General features: G+C 68.8%; 19 protein-coding genes. 10 read left to right on the forward strand and 9 right to left on the reverse strand.

Going from position 1 to position 19,459, the window contains the following annotated elements; genetic code table 11:
* Positions 1 to 21 precede the first annotated feature (21 nt).
* Together ACRYCC_RS15260 and ACRYCC_RS15265 are read right to left on the reverse strand one after the other, a co-directional pair.
* Entirely contained in the window at positions 22 to 957 is a 936-nt protein-coding gene (locus ACRYCC_RS15260) for an SDR family oxidoreductase (protein ID WP_433812522.1), read from the reverse strand.
* 144 nt (positions 958 to 1,101) lie between these two features.
* Positions 1,102 to 1,680 carry an NADPH-dependent F420 reductase gene (locus ACRYCC_RS15265; RefSeq protein WP_433812524.1) on the reverse strand — a complete coding sequence of 193 codons (579 nt, stop codon included), beginning with the start codon at positions 1,678 to 1,680 and terminating at the stop codon, positions 1,102 to 1,104.
* A gap of 180 nt (positions 1,681 to 1,860) precedes the next feature.
* On the opposite strand from ACRYCC_RS15265, the gene ACRYCC_RS15270 reads away from it, so the two are divergent.
* Positions 1,861 to 2,772, forward strand: a complete 912-nt coding sequence (locus tag ACRYCC_RS15270; protein WP_433812526.1) for a LysR family transcriptional regulator — start codon at positions 1,861 to 1,863, stop codon at positions 2,770 to 2,772.
* 343 nt (positions 2,773 to 3,115) lie between these two features.
* Here ACRYCC_RS15270 and ACRYCC_RS15275 read toward each other — a convergent pair whose 3' ends face one another.
* Positions 3,116 to 3,727, reverse strand: coding sequence for a TetR/AcrR family transcriptional regulator (locus tag ACRYCC_RS15275; protein ID WP_433812528.1), 612 nt, complete (start codon positions 3,725 to 3,727; stop codon positions 3,116 to 3,118).
* 144 nt (positions 3,728 to 3,871) lie between these two features.
* Here ACRYCC_RS15275 and ACRYCC_RS15280 point away from each other — a divergent pair, with 144 nt between their 5' ends.
* Complete coding sequence (locus ACRYCC_RS15280) at positions 3,872 to 4,606, forward strand: SDR family NAD(P)-dependent oxidoreductase (protein ID WP_433812529.1); 735 nt, start codon at positions 3,872 to 3,874, stop codon at positions 4,604 to 4,606.
* Between the two features lie 32 nt (positions 4,607 to 4,638).
* Positions 4,639 to 5,262 (forward strand): NADPH-dependent F420 reductase, encoded by a 624-nt coding sequence (locus tag ACRYCC_RS15285; protein WP_433812531.1) that lies wholly within the window; start codon positions 4,639 to 4,641, stop codon positions 5,260 to 5,262.
* A gap of 353 nt (positions 5,263 to 5,615) precedes the next feature.
* Here ACRYCC_RS15285 and ACRYCC_RS15290 read toward each other — a convergent pair whose 3' ends face one another.
* Positions 5,616 to 6,572 (reverse strand): Lrp/AsnC family transcriptional regulator, encoded by a 957-nt coding sequence (locus tag ACRYCC_RS15290; protein WP_433812533.1) that lies wholly within the window; start codon positions 6,570 to 6,572, stop codon positions 5,616 to 5,618.
* Between the two features lie 117 nt (positions 6,573 to 6,689).
* Between ACRYCC_RS15290 and ACRYCC_RS15295 the strand changes: the two genes are divergently transcribed.
* Both ACRYCC_RS15295 and ACRYCC_RS15300 read left to right on the forward strand, forming a co-directional pair.
* Positions 6,690 to 7,553 carry an NAD(P)H-binding protein gene (locus ACRYCC_RS15295; protein ID WP_433812535.1) on the forward strand — a complete coding sequence of 288 codons (864 nt, stop codon included), beginning with the start codon at positions 6,690 to 6,692 and terminating at the stop codon, positions 7,551 to 7,553.
* Between the two features lie 527 nt (positions 7,554 to 8,080).
* On the forward strand, positions 8,081 to 8,446 hold the full coding sequence (locus ACRYCC_RS15300; RefSeq protein WP_433812536.1) for a GNAT family N-acetyltransferase: 366 nt from the start codon (positions 8,081 to 8,083) through the stop codon (positions 8,444 to 8,446).
* Positions 8,447 to 8,820: 374 nt separating this feature from the next.
* Here the strand turns inward: ACRYCC_RS15300 and ACRYCC_RS15305 are convergent, their stop codons facing one another.
* The 5 genes from ACRYCC_RS15305 to ACRYCC_RS15325 all read right to left on the reverse strand — a co-directional run bounded on the left by ACRYCC_RS15305 (position 8,821) and on the right by ACRYCC_RS15325 (position 11,941).
* On the reverse strand, positions 8,821 to 9,726 hold the full coding sequence (locus tag ACRYCC_RS15305) for a tyrosine-type recombinase/integrase (RefSeq protein WP_433812538.1): 906 nt from the start codon (positions 9,724 to 9,726) through the stop codon (positions 8,821 to 8,823).
* 197 nt (positions 9,727 to 9,923) lie between these two features.
* On the reverse strand, positions 9,924 to 10,382 hold the full coding sequence (locus tag ACRYCC_RS15310) for a sigma factor-like helix-turn-helix DNA-binding protein (protein WP_433812539.1): 459 nt from the start codon (positions 10,380 to 10,382) through the stop codon (positions 9,924 to 9,926).
* Positions 10,379 to 10,744, reverse strand: coding sequence for a sigma factor (locus ACRYCC_RS15315; protein ID WP_433812541.1), 366 nt, complete (start codon positions 10,742 to 10,744; stop codon positions 10,379 to 10,381). Before ACRYCC_RS15315 ends, ACRYCC_RS15310 begins: the two co-directional genes overlap by 4 nt.
* 113 nt (positions 10,745 to 10,857) lie before the next feature.
* On the reverse strand, positions 10,858 to 11,073 hold the full coding sequence (locus ACRYCC_RS15320) for a hypothetical protein (RefSeq protein ID WP_433812543.1): 216 nt from the start codon (positions 11,071 to 11,073) through the stop codon (positions 10,858 to 10,860).
* Positions 11,074 to 11,722: 649 nt separating this feature from the next.
* Positions 11,723 to 11,941, reverse strand: coding sequence for a hypothetical protein (locus ACRYCC_RS15325; RefSeq protein ID WP_433812545.1), 219 nt, complete (start codon positions 11,939 to 11,941; stop codon positions 11,723 to 11,725).
* Here ACRYCC_RS15325 and ACRYCC_RS15330 point away from each other — a divergent pair.
* From ACRYCC_RS15330 to ACRYCC_RS15350, 5 genes are all read left to right on the forward strand, one after another.
* Positions 11,912 to 12,244: a hypothetical protein gene (locus ACRYCC_RS15330; RefSeq protein WP_433812547.1), complete on the forward strand. Its 333-nt coding sequence runs from the start codon at positions 11,912 to 11,914 to the stop codon at positions 12,242 to 12,244. The two genes, ACRYCC_RS15325 and ACRYCC_RS15330, sit on opposite strands and share 30 nt — an antisense overlap.
* 373 nt (positions 12,245 to 12,617) lie before the next feature.
* A complete protein-coding gene (locus ACRYCC_RS15335; RefSeq protein WP_433812549.1) occupies positions 12,618 to 13,100 on the forward strand; it encodes a hypothetical protein in 483 nt (160 codons plus the stop codon).
* Between the two features lie 303 nt (positions 13,101 to 13,403).
* Positions 13,404 to 15,578, forward strand: coding sequence for a TerD family protein (locus tag ACRYCC_RS15340; protein ID WP_433812550.1), 2,175 nt, complete (start codon positions 13,404 to 13,406; stop codon positions 15,576 to 15,578).
* A 302-nt stretch (positions 15,579 to 15,880) separates the two neighbouring features.
* Positions 15,881 to 17,149 carry a M48 family metallopeptidase gene (locus ACRYCC_RS15345; protein ID WP_433812552.1) on the forward strand — a complete coding sequence of 423 codons (1,269 nt, stop codon included), beginning with the start codon at positions 15,881 to 15,883 and terminating at the stop codon, positions 17,147 to 17,149.
* Between the two features lie 699 nt (positions 17,150 to 17,848).
* Positions 17,849 to 19,456 (forward strand): hypothetical protein, encoded by a 1,608-nt coding sequence (locus ACRYCC_RS15350; protein WP_433812553.1) that lies wholly within the window; start codon positions 17,849 to 17,851, stop codon positions 19,454 to 19,456.
* Positions 19,457 to 19,459: the final 3 nt, after the last annotated feature.

Consider the following 19,459-nt stretch of genomic DNA (forward strand, 5'->3'; position numbering starts at 1 on the left):
TTACGATCCGGGTTCCTGCCGTCAGCTGGCGGGGAAGTAATGGCCGTTGTCCATATCGGCGAGCAGGCCGGGCCGGGCGGGTTCCCAGCCGAGGGTCCGGCGGGTGATGAGGTTGGACGCCGGGTAGCTCTGCGTGACGATATTCGTGAGGAACCCGAAGTACCCCGGCGTCATCAGGGCATCGTTGGGAACGCTCACGGCGGGCAGGCCCAGGCGGCTGGCGATGGCCTCGGCGATGTCGCGGAACGTGATGCCCCCGTCCTCGACCGCGTGCCAGTATTTGCCGGCCGGCCCCTTCTCCAGCGCCAGGCGGAACAAGGTGGCGGCATCGCGGATGTGCACGGCGTTCCACAGGTTCGCGCCGTCGCCGTGGTAGCCGACGAACCCCTTTTCCTTCGCGAGCGCGATCAGCGTGGGGAGGAAGCCGGCACGATCGGTCGTGCTGTGCGCGATGTTGGCGATCCGCACGACCGAAGACCGCACCCCCTGCTCGGCGAGGTCGACAACGGCCCTTTCCACGACGTTGCGGACCCGCAGGGTGCCCTTGTGCTCATCGTCGGCGGGGAGGGCCGGGTCCTCCTCGGTGGCCGGCCGCTCCAGGTTCCCGGGCGAGGCGATGCTTCCCGCCGTGACCAGCGGCTTTCCGGTTCCCGCGAGTGCCTCGCCGTACGCGAGCATGATCGGGAGCTCCGCGGCGGCCACGGCGTCGAGCCCGCCGGAGGGAAGCAGATCCTGCCTGTGCGCGACGTGGATGACGCCGTCGGAGTCCGCGGCTGCCTTCTTGAGCCCGTCGAGATCCTGGAGGTCGCCGCGACGCACCTTCGCGCCGAGCGCGGACACGGCCGCCGCGGCCGCGTCCGACCGGGCCAGGCCGGTGACCTCGTGCCCGGCGGCGATGAGCTCGGGGATGATGTACGAACCGGAATGGCCGGTCCCCCCAGCGACGAAAACGCGCATCTAACTGTCCTTGTGAGGGTAGGTGCAGGGTCTTTTCGTGCCGTAAGTGAACTGGAGTAATGCGGCACGAGAGGTAGTGGTAGGGGCGCGCTCAGCCGAGAAGGGTGATGCCGAGGGAGAAATTGGTGTGCTTGACGGAGTGGTTCATGAGGCCCAACTCCAGCAGGCCGACGTTCTCCAGTGCCCGCGCCATGGACAGCTCCCCGGTGTCCCAGGGGCGCAGCCCCAAGCTCTCGACGAACGCCGACACGCGTGCCTTCGCCTGCGCGTCGTCGCCGCGATGAACACGTCCAGAGGGCGGCCCTCGGCCGGGCCGGCCGCCAGAACGTGGGAGAACACAGTGTTGAACGCCTTGACGACATGCGCGTCGTCGGGAGCCGCCTTGGCGATCTCCTGTGCGCCGGAACTGCCGTCGGGGACGACGAAGCCCTGCAGGTCGGGGGCTACGGGGTTGGTGATGTCGACGATGACCTTGCCGTGCAGTGCGTCCCCGTACTCCCTCACCACCGCCGCCGCGCCAGCGTACGGCGCGGCGAGGATAACGATGTCCCCGGCCGGGGCGGCCCCGGCCGTCCCGACCGTGGCGCCGCCGAGCGTGGCGGCCAATTCCTTGGCCTTGGCCGGGTCGCGGCCGATGATCTCGACGGCGTTACCGCCGGCGAGCGCCCGGCCGGCCAAAGCACGGGCCATGTTTCCCAGTCCGATAATGCTGATGCTGCTCATCGGTGTTCCTGCTTTCCGGGCTTTGGCCCTGCTGTCAACTTCCAGTGTCGAATTCTTGGGTCGAATTCACTTCGGCGCCCTTAAGCGCCTGTTTTCAGGCTGCCATCGGGTCTGAGTGGGTGTCCAATACCTCTTGAAGCTGTGGTGATACCCTGAAGGCATCACCGGGCCGGGGGTGCCATGGATCTGGATCTGCGCAAACTGCGTTACTTCGTCACCGTGGCCGACCGGCTGCATTTCGGCCGAGCCGCCGATGAGCTCCATATCGCGCAGCCGGTGCTCAGCCGACAGATCCGCGCGCTTGAGCAGGATCTCGGCGCCTCGCTGTTCACCAGGGATCGCCACGGCGTAGAGCTGACAGACGCGGGCCGGCAACTGCTGGCCGACGCCGGTCCGCTGCTCGCCACAACCCACGCGGTCCGCCGCCGGGTGTCCGCGGCCGCCAGCGGCAAGCGGCGGCTGATGGTCGGTTTCCGGGCCGGCATCCCGGTCATCCCGGCGGCGCGGGCGTTCGAGGCCCGGCACCCGGACGTGGTCGTGGACGTGCAGCGGATCGAAGGGGACGACCAGGCCCCGATGCTGCTCGACGGCCGCATCGACGTCGGCTATGTGCGGCTGCCCATCGACGAGACCGGCCTGCGCGTCACCCCGCTGTACACCGAGCCGCGGGTAGCGGTACTGCCCGCCGGCCACCGGTTGGCCGGCAAGGAGGAGGTCACCGAGGCCGACCTGGCCGGCGAACCGCTGGTCTGGCACGGTGACCCGAGCACGCAGCCCACCAAGCGCCCGCACCCTAATGCCGGGTACCCGGTGCGCGGGGTGGACGAGACGCTCGAGCATGTCGCGGCCGGACGGGGCATCTCCTTCCTGGCCCGTTCGGCGTCCGTGTTCTACTCGCATCCAGACATCGTCTATGTGCCCATCCCGGAACTGGCGCCCGACCAGGTGTGCCTCGCGGTGGCGGCATCGCACACCTCGCTGGTAGTGGATGACTTCGTCACTGCGGCTCAGTCGACGGCCGAGATCACGGCAGAATGTGGGAACTATGAGATGTGGCAGCTTGGAGGCGATGCCGTCACAAGGCACGCTTGAGCAGGACTGACCCCGTTCATCATGCGCTGAAGAGTGACAGTCTCCGGCTCTGCCAGCTGCCTACGAGTTCTTCATGCGCCACCGCGTACGGACGTATGTGATCAGCCGCCTGTTCGAACCGGCGGCGCGTCAGCGCCCTGGGCCGAGACGACGGCCTCGAACTCCTGCAACCTTCGAGGGTCGCCATTCTCCCCGGCGGCTTCTGCTGCGGCCTTCAACAGGCGGGCGGGGCGGCCAGTTCCGTAAAAGCCTGCAATGCCAGGTGCCGGGCGGCTGGTATCGCGTGCCAGCCGGTGCAGCCGCGTGACCGGTAGCGCGTCCAGCCCGGCCGCGATGTGCCACGTTAACTCGACACTTCCTCCCGTCGTCGGTCATCGCTGGCTGTGGCGGGGATGGCGTTGTCGATGAGGACGGCAGCGATGGCGGCGGCGGTGGGGAAGGCGTCGGCGTTGAGGACCCGGGTGCGGGCCGCGGCGCCGTCGATGAGCAGCGCGAGCTGCTCGCCGAGCTGTTCAGGGTCGGAGGCGCCGGCTTCGCGGGCGGTGTCGGCGAGCCGCGCGGCGACGGCTTCCTTGTAGTCGCGCGCGTATTGGGACGCGGGGTGCTGGGGGTCGTGAAGTTCGACGGCGGCGGCGATGTAGGGGCACAGGGGGGTGGTGGGGGGGATGTCGAAGGCGGCGAGGAGCCGTTCGCGGGGCGTGAGGTCGGTGCGGTCGAACACGCCGGACAGAACGGAGGGGTCGAACCGGCGCAGGTACTCGGCGACGAGTTCGTCCTTGCCGGTGAAGTGCTGGTAGGCCGTGCGCTTGGACACCTGAGCCGCCGCGCAGAGCTGGTCCATGCCGGTGCGGTTGATGCCCTGCTCGCGGAACAGCTGCTGGGACGCGCTGATGATGCGCTCACGGGCGCCCCGGCCGCGGCGGCGGCCCGTGGGGCCCTTCTCCAACTCTGTCATGGGCCCAGCGTACCGCAGCCGGGTAACGACCGGTGTACATAGTTTGCATCCCGGCCGCCTGCGCCGTACGTTAAGCGCACAGGGCGGTGTACTTAACACCGTCGCCCCAGGTACACACGGCACCACCGACTCAAGGGAACGACTATGGGAAAGCTTGACGGCAAGGTCGCGGTCATCACCGGCGGCACCACCGGCATGGCGCTGGCCGGCGCGAAGCTGTTCGTCGACGAGGGAGCACACGTCTTCATCACCGGCCGCCGCCAGGACGCCCTGGACGAGGCCGTGAAGCAGATCGGCCGCAACGTCACCGGCGTCCAGGGCGACGCCGCCGACCTGGACGACCTGGACCGCCTGTACGACACCGTCAAGCGGGAGAAGGGCAGCCTCGACGTGCTGTGGGCCAGCGCCGGCGGGGGCGAGCCCGCCCCGCTCGGCGAGATCACCGAGGCCCAGTTCGACACCTGGTTCGGGCTCAACGCCCGCGGCACCCTGTTCACCGTCCAGAAGGCCCTCCCGCTCTTCAATGACGGCGGCTCCATCCTCATGACCGGCTCCAACGCCTCTCTCGGCGCCTTCCCCGGCTGGAGCGTCTACGCCGGCAGCAAGGCCGTCCAGCAGGCCTGGGCCCGCGTCTGGCTCAACGAGCTCAAGGACCGCCGCATCCGCGTCAACGTCCTGACCCCCGGCCAGGTCGCCACCGCCAAGCAGGAAGAACTCTTCGACGAGGCCACCCAGCGCCAGTTCGAGTCCCTCATCCCCCGCGGCCAGATGGGCCGCCCCGACGAAATCGCCACCGCCGCCCTCTTCCTCGCCTCCGACGACTCCAGCTACGTCAACGGCATGGAACTCGTCGCCGACGGCGGCACCACCGCCATCTGAACCGAACAACCACAACCAGGGCAGGACATCTCATGAGCAACATCAGCATCATCGGGACCGGGAACATGGCCCGCACCATCGGCGCGCGGGCGATAGCGGGCGGCAACACCGTCGAGGTCATGGGCCGCGATCAGTCCAAGGCCGCCGACCTGGCCAAGGCTCTCGGCGGCGGCGCCACGACGGGAGAATGGGGCACCGCACCGGCCGGGGACATCGTCATCGTGGCCCTGCTGTACGACGGCGTCGTGCCGGTCGTCGCCCAGTACGGAGACGCTCTCGCGGGCAAGGTCATCGTCGACATCAGCAACCCCTTCAACTCCACGTTCGACGGGCTGGCCCACCGCGGGGAGACCTCGATCGCGCAGGAAGTCGCCAAGGCCGCCCCGACAAGCGCCAGCGTGGTGAAGGCGTTCAACACCGTCTTCCGCCATGTCCTGGAGAAGGGTCGGCCCGACGTCTTCATCGCCGGCGATAATGCGCAGGCCAAGGCAAGTGTGGAGGCGTTCATCGAGACCCTCGGGCTGCGCCCGCTGGACGTCGGCGGCCTGAAAATGGCGCACTGGCTGGAAGGAGCGGGCGTGGTCACGGTGGGCCTCGCCAACCACGGGGTGGGCAACTTGGACTTCGCCCTCAGCATCACCGAACTTCCCGTCTGAGTTGACGGTTGCCGGATCACCGAAAGGACTCGCCAAGTGAGGCCGTGGCGAGGTCTGTTCTGTCGGCGACCCCACTCGTGATCGTTCACGCCAGTCCGAGGCGTCTTGTAAGGCGGTAAAAGCGGCGACGTCCAGGCAGCCGGGCGGGGGCGACACCTTCGCCCGGCGAACGACGGATGGCCCGGCACTCCGTCCTCTCACAAACGGTGAGTACGACTACGGGAATCGACACCGGGCGCGACCTGCTCGGGTGTTCATCTAACGTTCGTTAGATGAACGTTTGTACGACTGCTGGCCGGCGGATCAGTTGTCATATATAGCTGCTCTTAACGAAGATCTCTCGGCCCGGCCGTTCAGTTGGCCGATGCCAGCTGCAGGTTCGTGCCGGTCCGCTTGAGGGTGCGCATCACCGGGCCGCTCTCCAGCGTTTGGATGGCGTCCAGAGCGCTCACCTGTTCGGTCAGGTACCAGTAGAGGTGGGTGTTGTCCCGGCAGATCACCTCAGCCATGAGGTTGGTCGTGCCGGTGGTGACGCCGACGAAGGAGACCTCGGGGTGCGTGGCCAGTGTTTCGGCGACCGCCACCAGTCCCGAGGGACGTACCGACATCCAGAGCCTGGCCTGTGCCCGGTATCCCAAGGCGCGCGGGTCGAACTCGAACTGGATTAGCAGCGCGCCCGACCGGCGCAGGCGATCCAATCGTCGCCGGACCGTCGACTCCGACCAGCCGGTCGCGGTGGCCAGGTCGGCGTGGCTGGTTCGGCCGTCGGCTGCCAACGCCTCCAGCAGGGCGTGATCGGTGGCGTCGACAGCGACCTGGCTTTCAGGGGCGGCGGTGTACCGGAGCTGTGCGGCGCGTTTTTCCTCTAGAGCGGCCAGCCCTGCCCAGCCGCTGGGGATGGCGAAACCCCGTAGGAGCGAGTGCGCGCTCATCGCCAGCACCTTGCTCGTCCGTGGCAGCTTGTCCAGGAGCGACGCCTCGCCGTCCTCCAGGCAGGCCTGGGTGAAACAGGAGATCTCGGTGCCTCCGAAGAGCAGGTGGACGTAGAAGGTGTCGGATCGGCGGGCCAGGGCGGCACCCAGCGCACCCGAGGCGTCCGGGGTCGTCCACAGCCGGATGGTCCACGAGGTGTAGCCGAGCCGCGCCCCGTCGACGCCGCCCACCACACGGATCGCCCCACTCGACCGCAGCTTCCGGTAGCGGCGGGCGACCGTCTGCTCGGACGCCCCCAGTACCTCGGCGATCCGGCTGAACGGAGCTCTGCCGTCCAGTTGAAGGGTATGCATCAATCCTCGATCAATGGAATCCACCGGTAAAAGCTACTGCGATGGAGGAGTTCGTCAGATTCCAGCTGCTGGCTGGCGCGGCAACGCCCATCGAAGTGAGCCTTGGGCCCGCCACGACAGCGATTGAAGGAGCCAGGAACGATGATCCTTGTTACTGGGGCCACCGGAAACGTCGGGGGTCAGGTCCTCGCCCAGCTTCTGGAGCGCGGGATCTCGGTGCGGGCGATGACGCGCGATCCCGAGTCGGCCCGCCTTCCCGAGGCCGCCGAGGTGGTGCGCGGCGACCTAGCCGATCCGGATGGCCTGGAGACATGCCTGGACGGTGTGGACGCGGTCTTCCTCATGTGGCCATTCCACGACGCCCGGCCCATGACGGCGATCCTGGAGGCGATCAAGCGGCACGCCCGGCGTGTGGTGCTGCTGTCATCGGGCGCCGTGCAGGACGGGCTCGCCCCTGACCAGCACACCGAACCTGTGGGCCGTTCGCACGCCGAGGTCGAGCACCGCCTTCGGCACTCAGGCCTGGCATGGACCGTCCTGCGGCCAAGCACCTTCGCTGCCAACGCGCTGTGGTGGGCCGACCAGATCCGTAGCGGTGACACGGTCGCCGGGCCGTACGGTGCAGTACAGATGGCGATGCTGCACGAGGCTGACATCGCCGCCGTCGCGGTGGCCGCGCTCACCGAGGACGGGCACGACCAGAAGCGCTACCAGCTGACCGGGCCCGAGCTGCTGACCCAGGCCGAGCAAGTCCACATCATCGGCCAAGCCCTCGGCCGGCCGCTGCGGTGGCAGGAACTGTCCCGCGAACAGGCCAGGCAGCGGCTACTGGACAGCGAGTCATTCCCCGACTCCTTCGTGGACGTCCTGCTCGACGGCTACGCCAAGATGCTCGACGCTCCCACACCGGCCCTCACCCGGACCGTGGAGACGGTGACGGGCACTCCGGCGCGCACCTTCCACCAGTGGGCACTCGACCACGCTGAACAGTTCTGCCGGCAGTAGAAGAAGAACGCGAGCTGGGTCAGGCGGCCAGGTCGAGGGCGGTGAAGTCGACCTCCTTGAGCACCGGGTTGAAGGCTGCGGGGATGAGCGCGAGTTCGTCGGTGGCATAGGCGCCGAACCGGGTGATGTGGGAGCGCAGGTAGGGCCGCCGAGGCCTCCGCCGCGGTGGCGGCGACGATTCCCGGGTGGCCGGGCTTGGCCGGAGTCGAGCGCGGTACCAGGTGCGTGAGAATCGTCGTGGCCCGGGCCAGCTGCAACAGCGCGACGAAACGACGAAGGCCCTCCCGGTGACGAACCCAGGGGAGGGCCTTTCGTCGCGTCGCTGGCCCCGGCGGCCGCCGCGACGTTAACCGCTGGGCAGTGCGGCTGTAGTGGAGACTGTGGGTGTGAGCACCTATGGGATTCGTCCTGCGTGCCCTGGAGATGGTGTCGGGGCCGCGAAGGCATGGCAGGATTCTGCGGACTACTACCAGCAAATCGCTCCGGACTCGTTCCGGTCCCCGCGTGGCGAGGGCCTGCCGAGGTGGATGGAGACCAAGCTGCTGAACGGCGGAGAAGACACGCTCGTCCGCGTATGCGACCACGGCGGCAAGGCGGTCGGCTTTGTTCACGCCAGTTTCTTGTCACCGAATGAGGAAGCTGACCGCCAGGTGACCCGGGACATTGGCTTACCTCGGGTGTTCGTAAACGCGCTTGCGATGCAGCGCCGCCACTGGCGTGGCGGCGCGGGCACTGCGCTGATGAAGGCGGTGGAACAGTGGGGCCGCGAACGCGGTGCTCAGCTGCTCACCCTCGAAGCCTTCGCCGCCAGCCCTGTATCGGTCCCGTTCTATGAGGATCGGATGGGCTATAAACGACACGGCATCATCTTCGCTAAACCGCTCACCCGCTGAGTCCACCACTACCGCAGACCCGTCCGCGCGGCGGGCGAAGTAGCCGGGCGTGTGCGAGCGGGACCTAGGTATAGAGGGACCGCCTCTAGACCTAGAGGAGCTCTAGACCCTGATCACCCCGTTGAGCTGAGCTCTAGACGCTAGAAGCCAGAACGGCAGCGTCCTGGGCACCCGGCGGACTCGCCGATCCAGAGGGGGACGACCTGCCCGCACAGCAGGAGGCAGACCACCGGGTCACGTAGGCCGCCGAGCCCCCTCCGGCCTTGCACCCCCAGCGTGGACCGCTTCGCTCGGTCTTGGGGTGCCTGTAGCGAACGCGGAAAATCCAACGATCCAGATCCTGACCTGGGATGTTGTGGGTTTCGGCTGATCGGCTACTCGAAGACGCGCTCGACGACGTCGGCTTGTTCGGTCTGGCCTGCGCGGAAGTAGCGGGCGGCGGTTTCCAGAGAGGCAACGCCGAGGAGGACTTGGACTTGGGCGGGGTCGGCTCCGCCTTGGCGCAGCCGGGTGGCGTAGGTGTGGCGGCAGCGGTGGGGCCGCAGGCCCGGGAGTCCGGCGTTGTCTCCGACGGCCAGCACGACCTGGACGATGCCGGAGATGGTGAGGGGTCCGCGTTGGCCGAGCCACACTGGGCCGGGGTGCCGGCCGCGTTCGTCCAGGCACGCGGTGATCCGGTCTCGCGCGATCTTCGGGATGGGGGTGGTGCGAACCTGGTCGCCCTTGCCGTGGAGGCGGATGGTGCCGGTGCGGGCGGTGATGGCGATGTCCTCGACGTCGAGGCGCGCGCATTCTTCTTCGCGCGCTCCGGAGTACAGCAGTACGGCGAGGATGGCGGCGTCGCGTACGCCGCGGCGTACGGCCGCGCGTTCGACGGCGCCCTGCTCGGTGGGGGTGAGGGCGTCGGGTTCGCCGGGCTTGGGGACGCGGGCACGCTTGACGTCGATGCGCAGGCCGACCTGTGCGTACAGGAGGGTGACGGCGGCCAGGGCCTGGTTGATGGAGGCGGGGGCGGCCTTCGTCCCGCCCGCGCCGATCATCAGGTGCTTGCGCCAGGCGGTGACGGCGGCTTCGGCGCCGACCAGGTCGGCGAACGCGTCGAGGTGCCGGTCGGCGTGCCCGGTCAGCCAGGCCACGTAGGCGGTGGTCTGCCGCCGGTAGGCCTTGACGGTGTTGGCCGACAGCTTGCACCGGCCCAGGTGGTGGTGGACCGCGGCGAGGGCTTGCTGCGCGGCGGCGGTGACCTCGGCGGCCGGGTGGAGCGGGACGGGCCGACCCACGACACCGGCCTCCTTCTTATCCGCTGAGTTCCGTCCGGGGTTCTGCGACCCCGGCGACCTGATTATCCACTAACATCCTATGCTACTGAGCGGATAATTATCCACTGAGTAGCATCAGGGGTCCGGCGTCCCAGGGTGCGGCCGGTCAACGAGTACCAGCGAGACGCACCCCGGGAACGACTAGGGCGGCACTGTGATCAACCGCCTTGGTGGTAGAGCCGATACAGCAGGCGACAGAGGCGATAGAACCCGTAGGCGAGCGCCACGGCGATCCATCCGATCCACCCGCCCCATGTGTGGGGGATGGTCAGCAGGTGATGCGCGGCCCACTGCATCGCGGTGGCCAGCGGCCGAAGGGGTCTTGGTATGTGCTTGGACTGGAGGCGCAACCACCAGGAGTTCACCCATGCGATCCCGGCAAAGACGGCCAAGACGGCCGCCGTTTGCACGGCGCGGAGTGTCCGAATGGCGAGTCCTTGCTGGTACTCCGTCAAGGCGGCCCGTAGTTGGATGGTGCCGCGGTAGATGTGTACGCCGGCGGTGGAGGCGGAGATGTCAAGATATTCGCTGATCTCCTTGAGGGACCATCCCAGCCCGTGGCGCAGGTAGGTCGCCTTCTGCTGCCGGTCAGACAGGGTGGCCAGCGTGTCGGTCACACCGCACGCTCGACCTCGTACGCGGCAAAGGCGTGGTCGGGTCGTTCGGCAGGGGGCAGCGTGGTCCATCTGGCCGTGCCAGCGTCCAGATGGTCTGCGGGGTCGTCGCCAGTAGTACGGCCGTGCTGGCGGGCGGCCCGGTCGACCAGGTGGCGGGCCACGACGAACAGCCAGGCCCGGGGGTTGTCGATGGTCTTCTCGGACTCGAGCATCCGCACGAACGCCTCTTGGACCACGCCTTCGGCATCGACCAGTGCCTCGGAGAGCCCACGATCGTTCCTCCAGCGGCGCACCTTGGCGAGCAACCACCGGGCGTACACAAGGTAGAGCGCCGCCATCGGATCGACGACTGGCCAGAGCAAGCGCAAGCACACAGCGCACTCATCCGGGAGTGCGTCGACCGGCTGAGCGCGCCGACACCGCGAGCACCAGCCCACGAGCGGCTGGCCTTCCGCCGGAGGTATGAAGGCTTCACTCATGCGTCCTGCCCTCGATGTGGTCTCGCCCGGACCGGCCGGGCGGCGGCGCTGTCGCGGTCCTGGTCCAGGAACAGCGCATCACGGCAGACCGTCACCGCGTTGTGCCGCCGCCTACTGCGGGCCCGCCGTGCGATCCGCTCGGCGAGGGCATCGACCAGCCTGGTGACGCCATGCGCGTACACGGCGACCATCGTGACCTGTACAGGATCCACCGCAGCTCCTCACCCAACGGCCGCCGACCACCGGCGACCTTCTCACTGGATAGGAGCCACGACGGCCCCCCGGCTTTTACACGGCGGTCCTCGCGGCTTTCCGGCACCCGCCCGTACTGGGGCAGGAGGGGACGTGCTCCGAGCCGACACGGAGCTGACCTAATCAAGCAAGCCTGGGTAGGACCATCGCGGTGACAGAAAAGGTAGGGATCCGGAGGCCAGCCGACGGCAGGCGTAACGCACGTCTGTGCAGGTGGAGAGACGCATAGGCCTCGCTCTCGGGCCCGCCGTCCGGCCCGCACCTGCTCCACCGGTACCTGCCCGCAGCGGGGCCATCGCCTGCTCACCCAGATCCGGATCGCTCCTCGCGGCCCGCGCGATCCAGGTTACCGGTGCCGCTACGCCCTGCTGTCCAGGCCACTCGGCCGATAGGGGATGTGCCCGGGGTGGAGGGCGGTAGGTTTGCGCGGGTGCACCGGCATCTTCTCGGGGATCTCCGCTATGTCCAGTTCGACGTCGGCTTGCGGGCGTGTCTGGCTGACGATGGTCTGCAACGTTCGGAGGCGCTGGTCGAGTGGCGGGCCGGCGTCGCCGTCAGTATGTGGGCTGAACCCACGGACGATGACCGTGATCGCAGTGGTATCGAGGGCTACAGCCTGGCGATCGAGAAGGCCCCGAAGGGCTGGAACGAGAGATCTTCCAAGCTCACGGGGTCAAACTCGACCTGTACGGGCAAGACCCCGCCGGCGTACTCGACGCCCACAGCGCCAAGAGCGCAGCGTTCCTCGAACTGCTCGGCGATCAGGGGCTGCGAGCCGACATCGAAGAAGACCTGGGGATGCCGCCCGCCGAGCTCCTGATCACCCACGAGGCCAGACTCGCGCCCGCCTGGCGGAGGCTGGGTGGTGTCGGGCGGCTGCTGACGGGGCGTCTGATCAACGTCATCGCTCCCAACGCCCTGGTCGCGCTTAAACCGTTTCCCGTGGACGTCGCACGCGACGCCGACGGCGTTGCGGTCCCCGCGGACTTCGACCGGTTGATGCCCGGGATCCGGCGGGCCTGGGCGGTCCTGGGGTTCGAAGGCTACGGCGAGGACCTGATGGTCCTGGACACCACGCTGACCACGTTGCCGCAAGCGCTCAAGACCCTGACGGCTGACCTCCTGCCCTGAGACCCCGGGGCCCCGGGGGCCCGCAGCCCCGCGCGGTACCGCAACCGCGTCGCGGGCCGCCACGGTCAGAGGCCCCCGACATCCGTGTGACGCAGGCGCGTAGCCCCAACGCCTGTGTTCCCCCACGCTCACCTGCACTGCTCTGAGGAGCTTCGGCACACCGCAACACGGCGATCCACCGGCGTCCCGGGCGCTGCCGGGCAGCCGGGCGGGGGTCGTCATCACCGCCCGCAGGAAAGCACGAGCGGCGGCGCACCGGCGAGGGCGCCTTCGGCGTCGCACGCGATGGCCCTTCGGGCCACCCAAGCCGGTACGCCACCGCTCGTGCTGTGCGAGGGCTCGTTGACGACGACCCCCGCCCGGAGGCACCACAGTGACCACGCCACGCAGCACCACCCGCACGCTGATCCGCGACCTCTTCGCCGCCGCCCGGCCCACCCGTCGGGCCGCGGCCAAGTCCCAGCCGCAGGGCCATCCGGTCCGCCCCTACATCATGCGCGTCCCGCGAACGGCGGCCAGCGAGGCCGCCCGGGTGCGGCTGGTGGCCTCGGCGTTGCGGCTGGCCGCGCTCGAGTGGGAGTGCGAGGACACCGCACCGCTGGCGAAGATGTTCGAAGACGCCCTGACCGACTACATGCGCGAAGCCGCCCCGCAGGTGAGCGTCACCCGCTACGACTACGGCAACGGACCCTGCGATGAGGCCTACCGGGCCATTCAGAAGGCGGCGCTGCGCCTGGCCTACACCGAGTGGAACAACGGCCGTGAGACCGCTGGCGACTCCATGGACCTCGACTATGCCCAGGACCTCCTCGACGACGCGCTGAACGCCTACATCCTGGCCGCGTCGGCCGGGTGACCCCCGGGGTGCGGTTCCCCGCCGGGAGCGGTGGGGAACCGCGGCCCTACCTGCGGCCGTACTCCCGGCCCGTGCTTATCTCCCCACGCGGCCGTCTCCTCGGCAGGGGCTGAGCTGTCGTTAACGAGCGCCGGGCCGACCCGGCACCCGGCACCCAGCGTGAGGTTCCCCTGCCGACCGCGCTGCCCGCGAGTAGCCGCGTGCGTGCGATGCGCTCTTTCGGTGAATGCCACAACGTCGAGCGATCGAAGACCTGCAGAAAACCATTTAACGATGCGAACGCGTGACTGAGAGGATGCCGCAGTGAGCGCGATTATCCATGACCTGGTCATCGAGAAGACCCACCGCCTGCCGCTGGAGAGTGCGCCTGGTGGTGCGGGAAGTGTCGCGGCACGCCAGTTCGACGCGGTCCTGATGTCGGCCGGTTTCAAGCTGTCGCGCGAGTTGCTGGCGCACTTGTCGGGTCTGGCTGAAGGCGTGGTCATCGACCTCGCGGTGAGTGTGCTGCCGGTGATTCGGAGAATGGCCGGTGACCATGTGCAGCACAACACCTATTTCAAGGACTTCCCCGCCAACGTGCCCGGCACGCTGGAGTTCTGGGTGGGCTGCCTGGTCGACGCGCTCCTGGACCCGGTGGCGGCCGCCGAGGTCGCGGAGTCCTCCATTCCTGGTGCGCTGAATCTGCTGGCGTTGCCGAAGTACGGCCGTTACCTGCACACCTACGAGGAGATGCTGGCCGCCCATGAGGACCTGATCCCGGCCGCAGGTGACCGGGTCACGGTGCTGCATCTGGGCGGCACTCTGGACGAAGAGGCCCACGCCCTGTACCTGGCCATGGCCGGCAGCCAGGTGCCGCTCAGCGCGGACGACCTTTCCGCGCTGCAGGTCCTGGCCGAGTACTGCCTTGCCGGGCCGCAGCCGCAGACGGTCCCGATGCGTGAGAGCCGGGCCGTCATCAACCGGGTCCTGCTGCTGGGGTGGGGTGTGCCGCTGCTGGTGGACACGGTCACGGACGTGCTGCGCCTGGCCTGCGCCCTCAGCGACGGGGACGTCACCTTGCAGGAGCCGACCCGGTTCCGGTCCTTTGGCCGGCGGATCCGCCGGGCGTTGCTGGCCGCGCTCGAGGAGGTCGTCGAGGCCGCCCCGGCCAAGCTCGGCGACGTCGGCCTGTTCAGGGAGCAGTGGAAGAGGCTCGGCGAGAGGCTTCATCCGCACGAGTTCCCGCAGTGGCCGCACGCAGCGCAGGTGTTCGCCGTGGCCCGCGGCGAGCAGACCGCTACGTCGTTCAACGGCCGGGTCGAGGCCGCGTTGAACGCGGGCCGTCTGACGGGTGCGGTGTCGCTGCTGGGCTCGGCGCCCGGCCTGCTGTTCCGCTCGCTGGACCGGCTCATGCGCACCGCCGAGTCGGGTGCCGAACGCGACGCGATCGTGGCGGCGGTGCAGGGGAGCGTCGATCAGGTGTCCGGCCGGGTGGTGCTGTCGGTGCGCGAGCATCTGCAGAACCGGGCGGCCGCACGCGGCGGCCGCCGGGTCTTCGCCAACAGCGGAGGCCGCGCCTGGGTCGCCGGCGACACCCGGGCCCCGCTCGCACCGGCCGTGCTGGACCGGGTCATGGCGATCCTGGACGCCGACGTGCGGCGGCGGCTGCCGAAGGTCGGGCATCTGGTCATCGACCCGGCCGCGTTGGGGGTGGCGCTGCCGCTGTCGGGCAAGGCGACGGCATCGGGGCTGGGTGTGCTCCCGCGCGGGTCGGTGTCGGTGGTCGACGGGGAGCTGCTGCGCTTTTTCATCTACTGGCGCGAGCGTGAGCGCACGACCGACTTCGACCTGTCGGCGCTGATGCTCGACGCGGACTACGCGAACCCGCACTGGCTGTCGTGGACGAACCTCACCGATGTGGCCGGTGAGCACTCCGGTGACATCACCTCAGCCCCCGACGGTGCTTCGGAGTTCATCAACCTGGACCTGAGCCGCGTCAGCGGCCACTTCATCATCCCCCAGGTGCTCGTCTACGCAGGGGAGGGCTTCGACGAGGTCGGAGAGTCGTTCTTCGGGTTCATGCTGCGCGAGGCCGAGCAGCAGGGCCGCCCGTTCGAACCCGCCACGGTCCGCATGAGGTCCGACCTTCGCGGGCCCGGCCGGGTCGCGCTCCCGCTGGTGTTCTGCCGCGGCGAGGACGGCCGGTGGCGGGCCAAATGGCTGCACCTGTCCATGAAGGGCCACGCGAACTTCAACCAGATCGAGGGCACCAAGGTGACCACCGGCCTGCTGGTACGGAACATGGTCGAGCGGGAGTACCTGCGAATCGAGTACATCACGGACCTGCTGACCGCCGACGCAGAGAGCGTGAGGATGCTGGGAGACGGGCCGCTGCCAGCCGGGCCGGTGACCTACATTGGGTTGGAACGCCCCGACGGCCTCGACGAGCAGTCCGTGGTGTACACGCTGAAAAACCTGAGTGACCTGATCCCGGCCTAGGTGTTACCGTGACGGCGCGAGGCCATGAGAAAGCTTCCTTCTCACCCTCTTTGGAAGATTCTAGTTTTCTCGCTCTCCTCGCCCAGATCGGTATCGCGGCACCCCGCAATCCAGATCGGCAGATCAGGTTGCGGGGTGTCGCCGTGTCCGAGCCGCTCAGCCGCCCCCGGGCGGTGAACGGCCGACCGGGCTGGGACCCGGTGGGTTCGGCACGTCACGGGCGCCCGTCACGCGACCCTGAGGTCGCGGGGCGTCCAGGGTGTGTGGTTGTCGATGGTTCGCGGCGTTTATGCTGCTCCGCGATGAAAGATAAGATCATTCCGGAGAGTTGTCCGGACTGTGCGGGGCCGCTGTTCGCGGTCTCGGGGTATCCGTCGTGGTGTGGTGGCTGCGATTGGGGAGTGGCGGAGCCGCCCGAACCCGAGCGCGTGGGATTGGTTCGCTCGCGTTTCGAGCGGTGGTCGGCGCGGATGGTCGAGACGCTGTATGAGGAAGTGTCGCGGTCCCCGGCCCGTCGGCCTGGGTGGGATGGGGCGCGGGTGGCTTCCTACGCCCTTGCGCTGTGCGTCCATGCGTGCACTGTTGCTCTGCTGGGCTTGGCGGTCTGGTTGATGGTGGGGGTTCGTAACCCGGTCACGGTGGTGGTGGCGATCGTCGCGGTTCTGCTGGCCTTCGCCGTCCGCCCGCGTCTGGGCAGTCTGCGCAAGGATCGGGAGGTGCGCTACCGGGCCGATGCGCCGGCGCTGTTCGGCCTGCTGGATCGGGTGGCGGCCGAGCTTGGAGCCGCACCGGTGCACGCGGTCGTCGCCTCTGCTGCCTACAACGCCGGATACGCCACCATCGGGCTGCGTCGCCGGCGCGTCCTGGTGCTCGGGCTGCCGTTGTGGGAGACGTTGTCGGGCCAGGAGAAGATCGCGTTGCTCGGCCACGAGTTCGCGCACGGCGTCAACGGCGATTCCCGTCACGGCCTGATCGTGAGCACCTCGCTGTCCACCCTGGAGCGGCTGCAGAGCCTGCTACGCCCTGGGCGGCGGGACTACCGGGTGAATTATCTCGTCGACCTGATGACCCGGTTGCTTCAGGCGGCCCTCACCTCCACGGTCGGCTGGGTGTTCGTGTTCCAAAAAGCACTGGTGCTGCGGGCCGGCCAGCGAGCCGAATATCTCGCCGATGACCTGGCCGCCCGGCTTGCCTCTCCCGAGGCCGCCGCCCAGATGCTCGATGCCCTCATGGTGGGCCAGGCGACCTATCTCTTCACCGCCCACCAGTACGTGGCTGACACGCGAGAGCCGGTGTACTGGGACCGGCTGAGCGAGGCGTTGGCGATCCTGCCGGAGTCCGAACGAGAGCGCCGCCGCCGAGCCGCCGCCCGCCGACAGCTGCGGGTGGATGAGAGCCATCCGCCCACCCATCTGCGCATCTCGGTTCTACGGAAGAGGGTGTCGGCCGAGCCTAGGCTCGTGATGGCGACGGGCGAAGAGGAGCAGATCCGTTCCGAGCTGGTCGGCGACTACGACCGGCTGGCCCGTCAACTCCACGACACCGCACAAGCGAGGCTGTATCGAGGCTGACCACTCGAGCGGGTCCTGCCTGCGGGCCGTCCGGAGACTCGGCGTCGCGCGGCTGGGAGGCACGGCGTCAGGGGACGCGGACGGCGGGGCCGCAGACCCTGCGGCGCCGGCCACGGGTGGCTAGGAACTGCGTCAGCGCGAGGGCCAGGAGCCCGGCTGCGGCGAGACCCTCCCGCCGGTCACCGACCACGACGCGGACCATCCCGGCCGCTGCCATCGGTGCGGGGCACCGATCCGGGGTTCCCGGCCCGGCGATGTCGCCGATATAGGCGGCGTGTACGGGGCCCGGGACGGGTGGGCGTGCCGCAACGACTGGATCGAGCACACGCCCGCGCCCCCGCGCGCCGCCAAACCGGGTCTGCGGGGTGTGCGGGTGAACCAGACCCCAGGTCTCGTTCTGCACCGCGGCGGGGGTAGCCGGCTGGTGGCTCATCCGCCGCCAGGCCCTTCAACTGTCCGGGCGGTCGCCGCGACAGCTTGCTGATCATGGTGTGTGACGGTCTCGGAGTTGCTCGCGTTGCTGTTCCCTCACCTGTCCTGCTTGCAGGTCGAGGAGGTCTACCGGTCGGGGAGATCGGTACGGGTCCGGGCCAGAACACGCACCTCGCAGATGGTGTGTCCAGGGTGCGGGGTGGTGTCGGGGCGGGTGCGCAGTAGCTACGAGCGGGGCTTCCCCCTTGATCGTGGACACCGGTTGTTATGCGGCGGTTGGCAGCCTGGTGGTCGGTCTCGTTTCGTAGTCGACAGGCTGAGGTAACCGACGGTGAGGGCATTTCCGACCTGGTACGGACGCAGCTCGCCGGTGTGTACACCCGCCTTGACTCGGCGGTGATCCTCAGCACCCGTGAGGCGGCGGTGGTGTGTGAAGGCCTCAAGGTCGAGACGCTCACCGACACCGCCGGGGTATTTATGGACCGGCCGGCGTTCGGCTCGCCGTTGCTCATTTCCACGCAAGCACCTGGCTCGGTGGGAAAGGCGCACCGACATGCGCAAGCTCGGGCTGGGGCGCACGGTCAACCGGTACGGTCGGAGCACCCAGCAGAAGGAGTCGAACGTCCGTTGTCCTACGACCTGCAGGTGTTCTCGAGGCGGTCGCTGAGCCTCGATGAGCTGCGGCAGCTCGTCGCCGCAGCGGGCCTGGCAGTGGAGGACTCTGAGTCCACGTCAGGCGCCTTGACTGTGCTGCGAGGGGCGAAAGGGCGGTACTCCTTCACACTCGGGATGCCGGCCGCAGTGGAGACCGAGGACGTGCCCGAGGAGGTGACCGCGGTCCTGCTTGCCCCGACGTGCCTGTACGAGCTCCTCGTCGAGGGCTCTTCGGCGGCGGAGACGCCGCACGCAGTGCGCTTCGCGAGGCGTCTCGCCGAGGCAAGCGGCGGCGTCGTGCTCGACCAACAGACGGGCCGGACGTGGCACCGCGGCAAGCTCCGCACCTCCTCGCCGGTGGAGCGTGGCTCCATCGACGTCGTCCAGTTGCGCTGGTACACCAGGCTTGGTGACACCGAGGGCGCGGCGGCCCGCGCCTGGCTGGACCTGGCGCGACGGCACTTGCCCGAGGCGCTGCCGCGCCGGTTCGGGTCGGTCGAGCCCCTTGCGATGAAGCTCGACATCGACGGTCCCGAGGCGTTCGTGAAGGCGGTCACCGCCGAGGACTGGTCGTTGCATTTCAAGGGGAGTGCGCCGTGCATCGACGGCAACCTGGCCGGCTCCGCGGGCGCCTTGAGCGTCCGCTCGCACAGCTTGTCGGTCCACCGAGGGCCGTTGAGCGACCCCGGATGGCGTGACGCCCTGCAGCGACTGTTCATCGACTTCGCTGCCACCACCGGTGTCTTCTTCGCGAGCGCCGAGGTGCAGCGTGGCCTCGAGTGGTCGGGGCGGAGTGTCTGGTACGGCGGCAAGGCCGAGCGAACCACCTACCTGGCGGCGCGCGGTCGTTGGGGCGGCCTGCCGCCCTACCCGGTCTGGTGGACCTGGTTCGGGCCCGCGTACGCGCCCCTCGTCGCCGAGCATCTGCCACCAGACCAGGTGGAACACCTCAAGGGTGGTCTGTTCCACAGCCGGGGCCGTGAGCCGCTCGACCGTGACCAGCTGGTCGCGGCACTCGCCAGCCCGACCGGGGAGTCCGGGGCACGCCGAGGACTTCTCGCGCGTCTCTCGCGCCGGGACGCTCCTTCGTCAGACGACATCGCAAGGACGTGGCTGCCCGGCGACCTGCAGGCGAGCGTGGATACCTCCGACCCCAACCTGTACAACCCACCGCTCGAGCCGGCGAGGACGGTGCCACCGGAGTTGGCGCCGCCAACCTGATGG

It is taken from the genome of Actinomadura scrupuli, assembly GCF_050971785.1.
GTDB classification, from domain to species: domain Bacteria; phylum Actinomycetota; class Actinomycetes; order Streptosporangiales; family Streptosporangiaceae; genus Actinomadura_E; species Actinomadura_E scrupuli.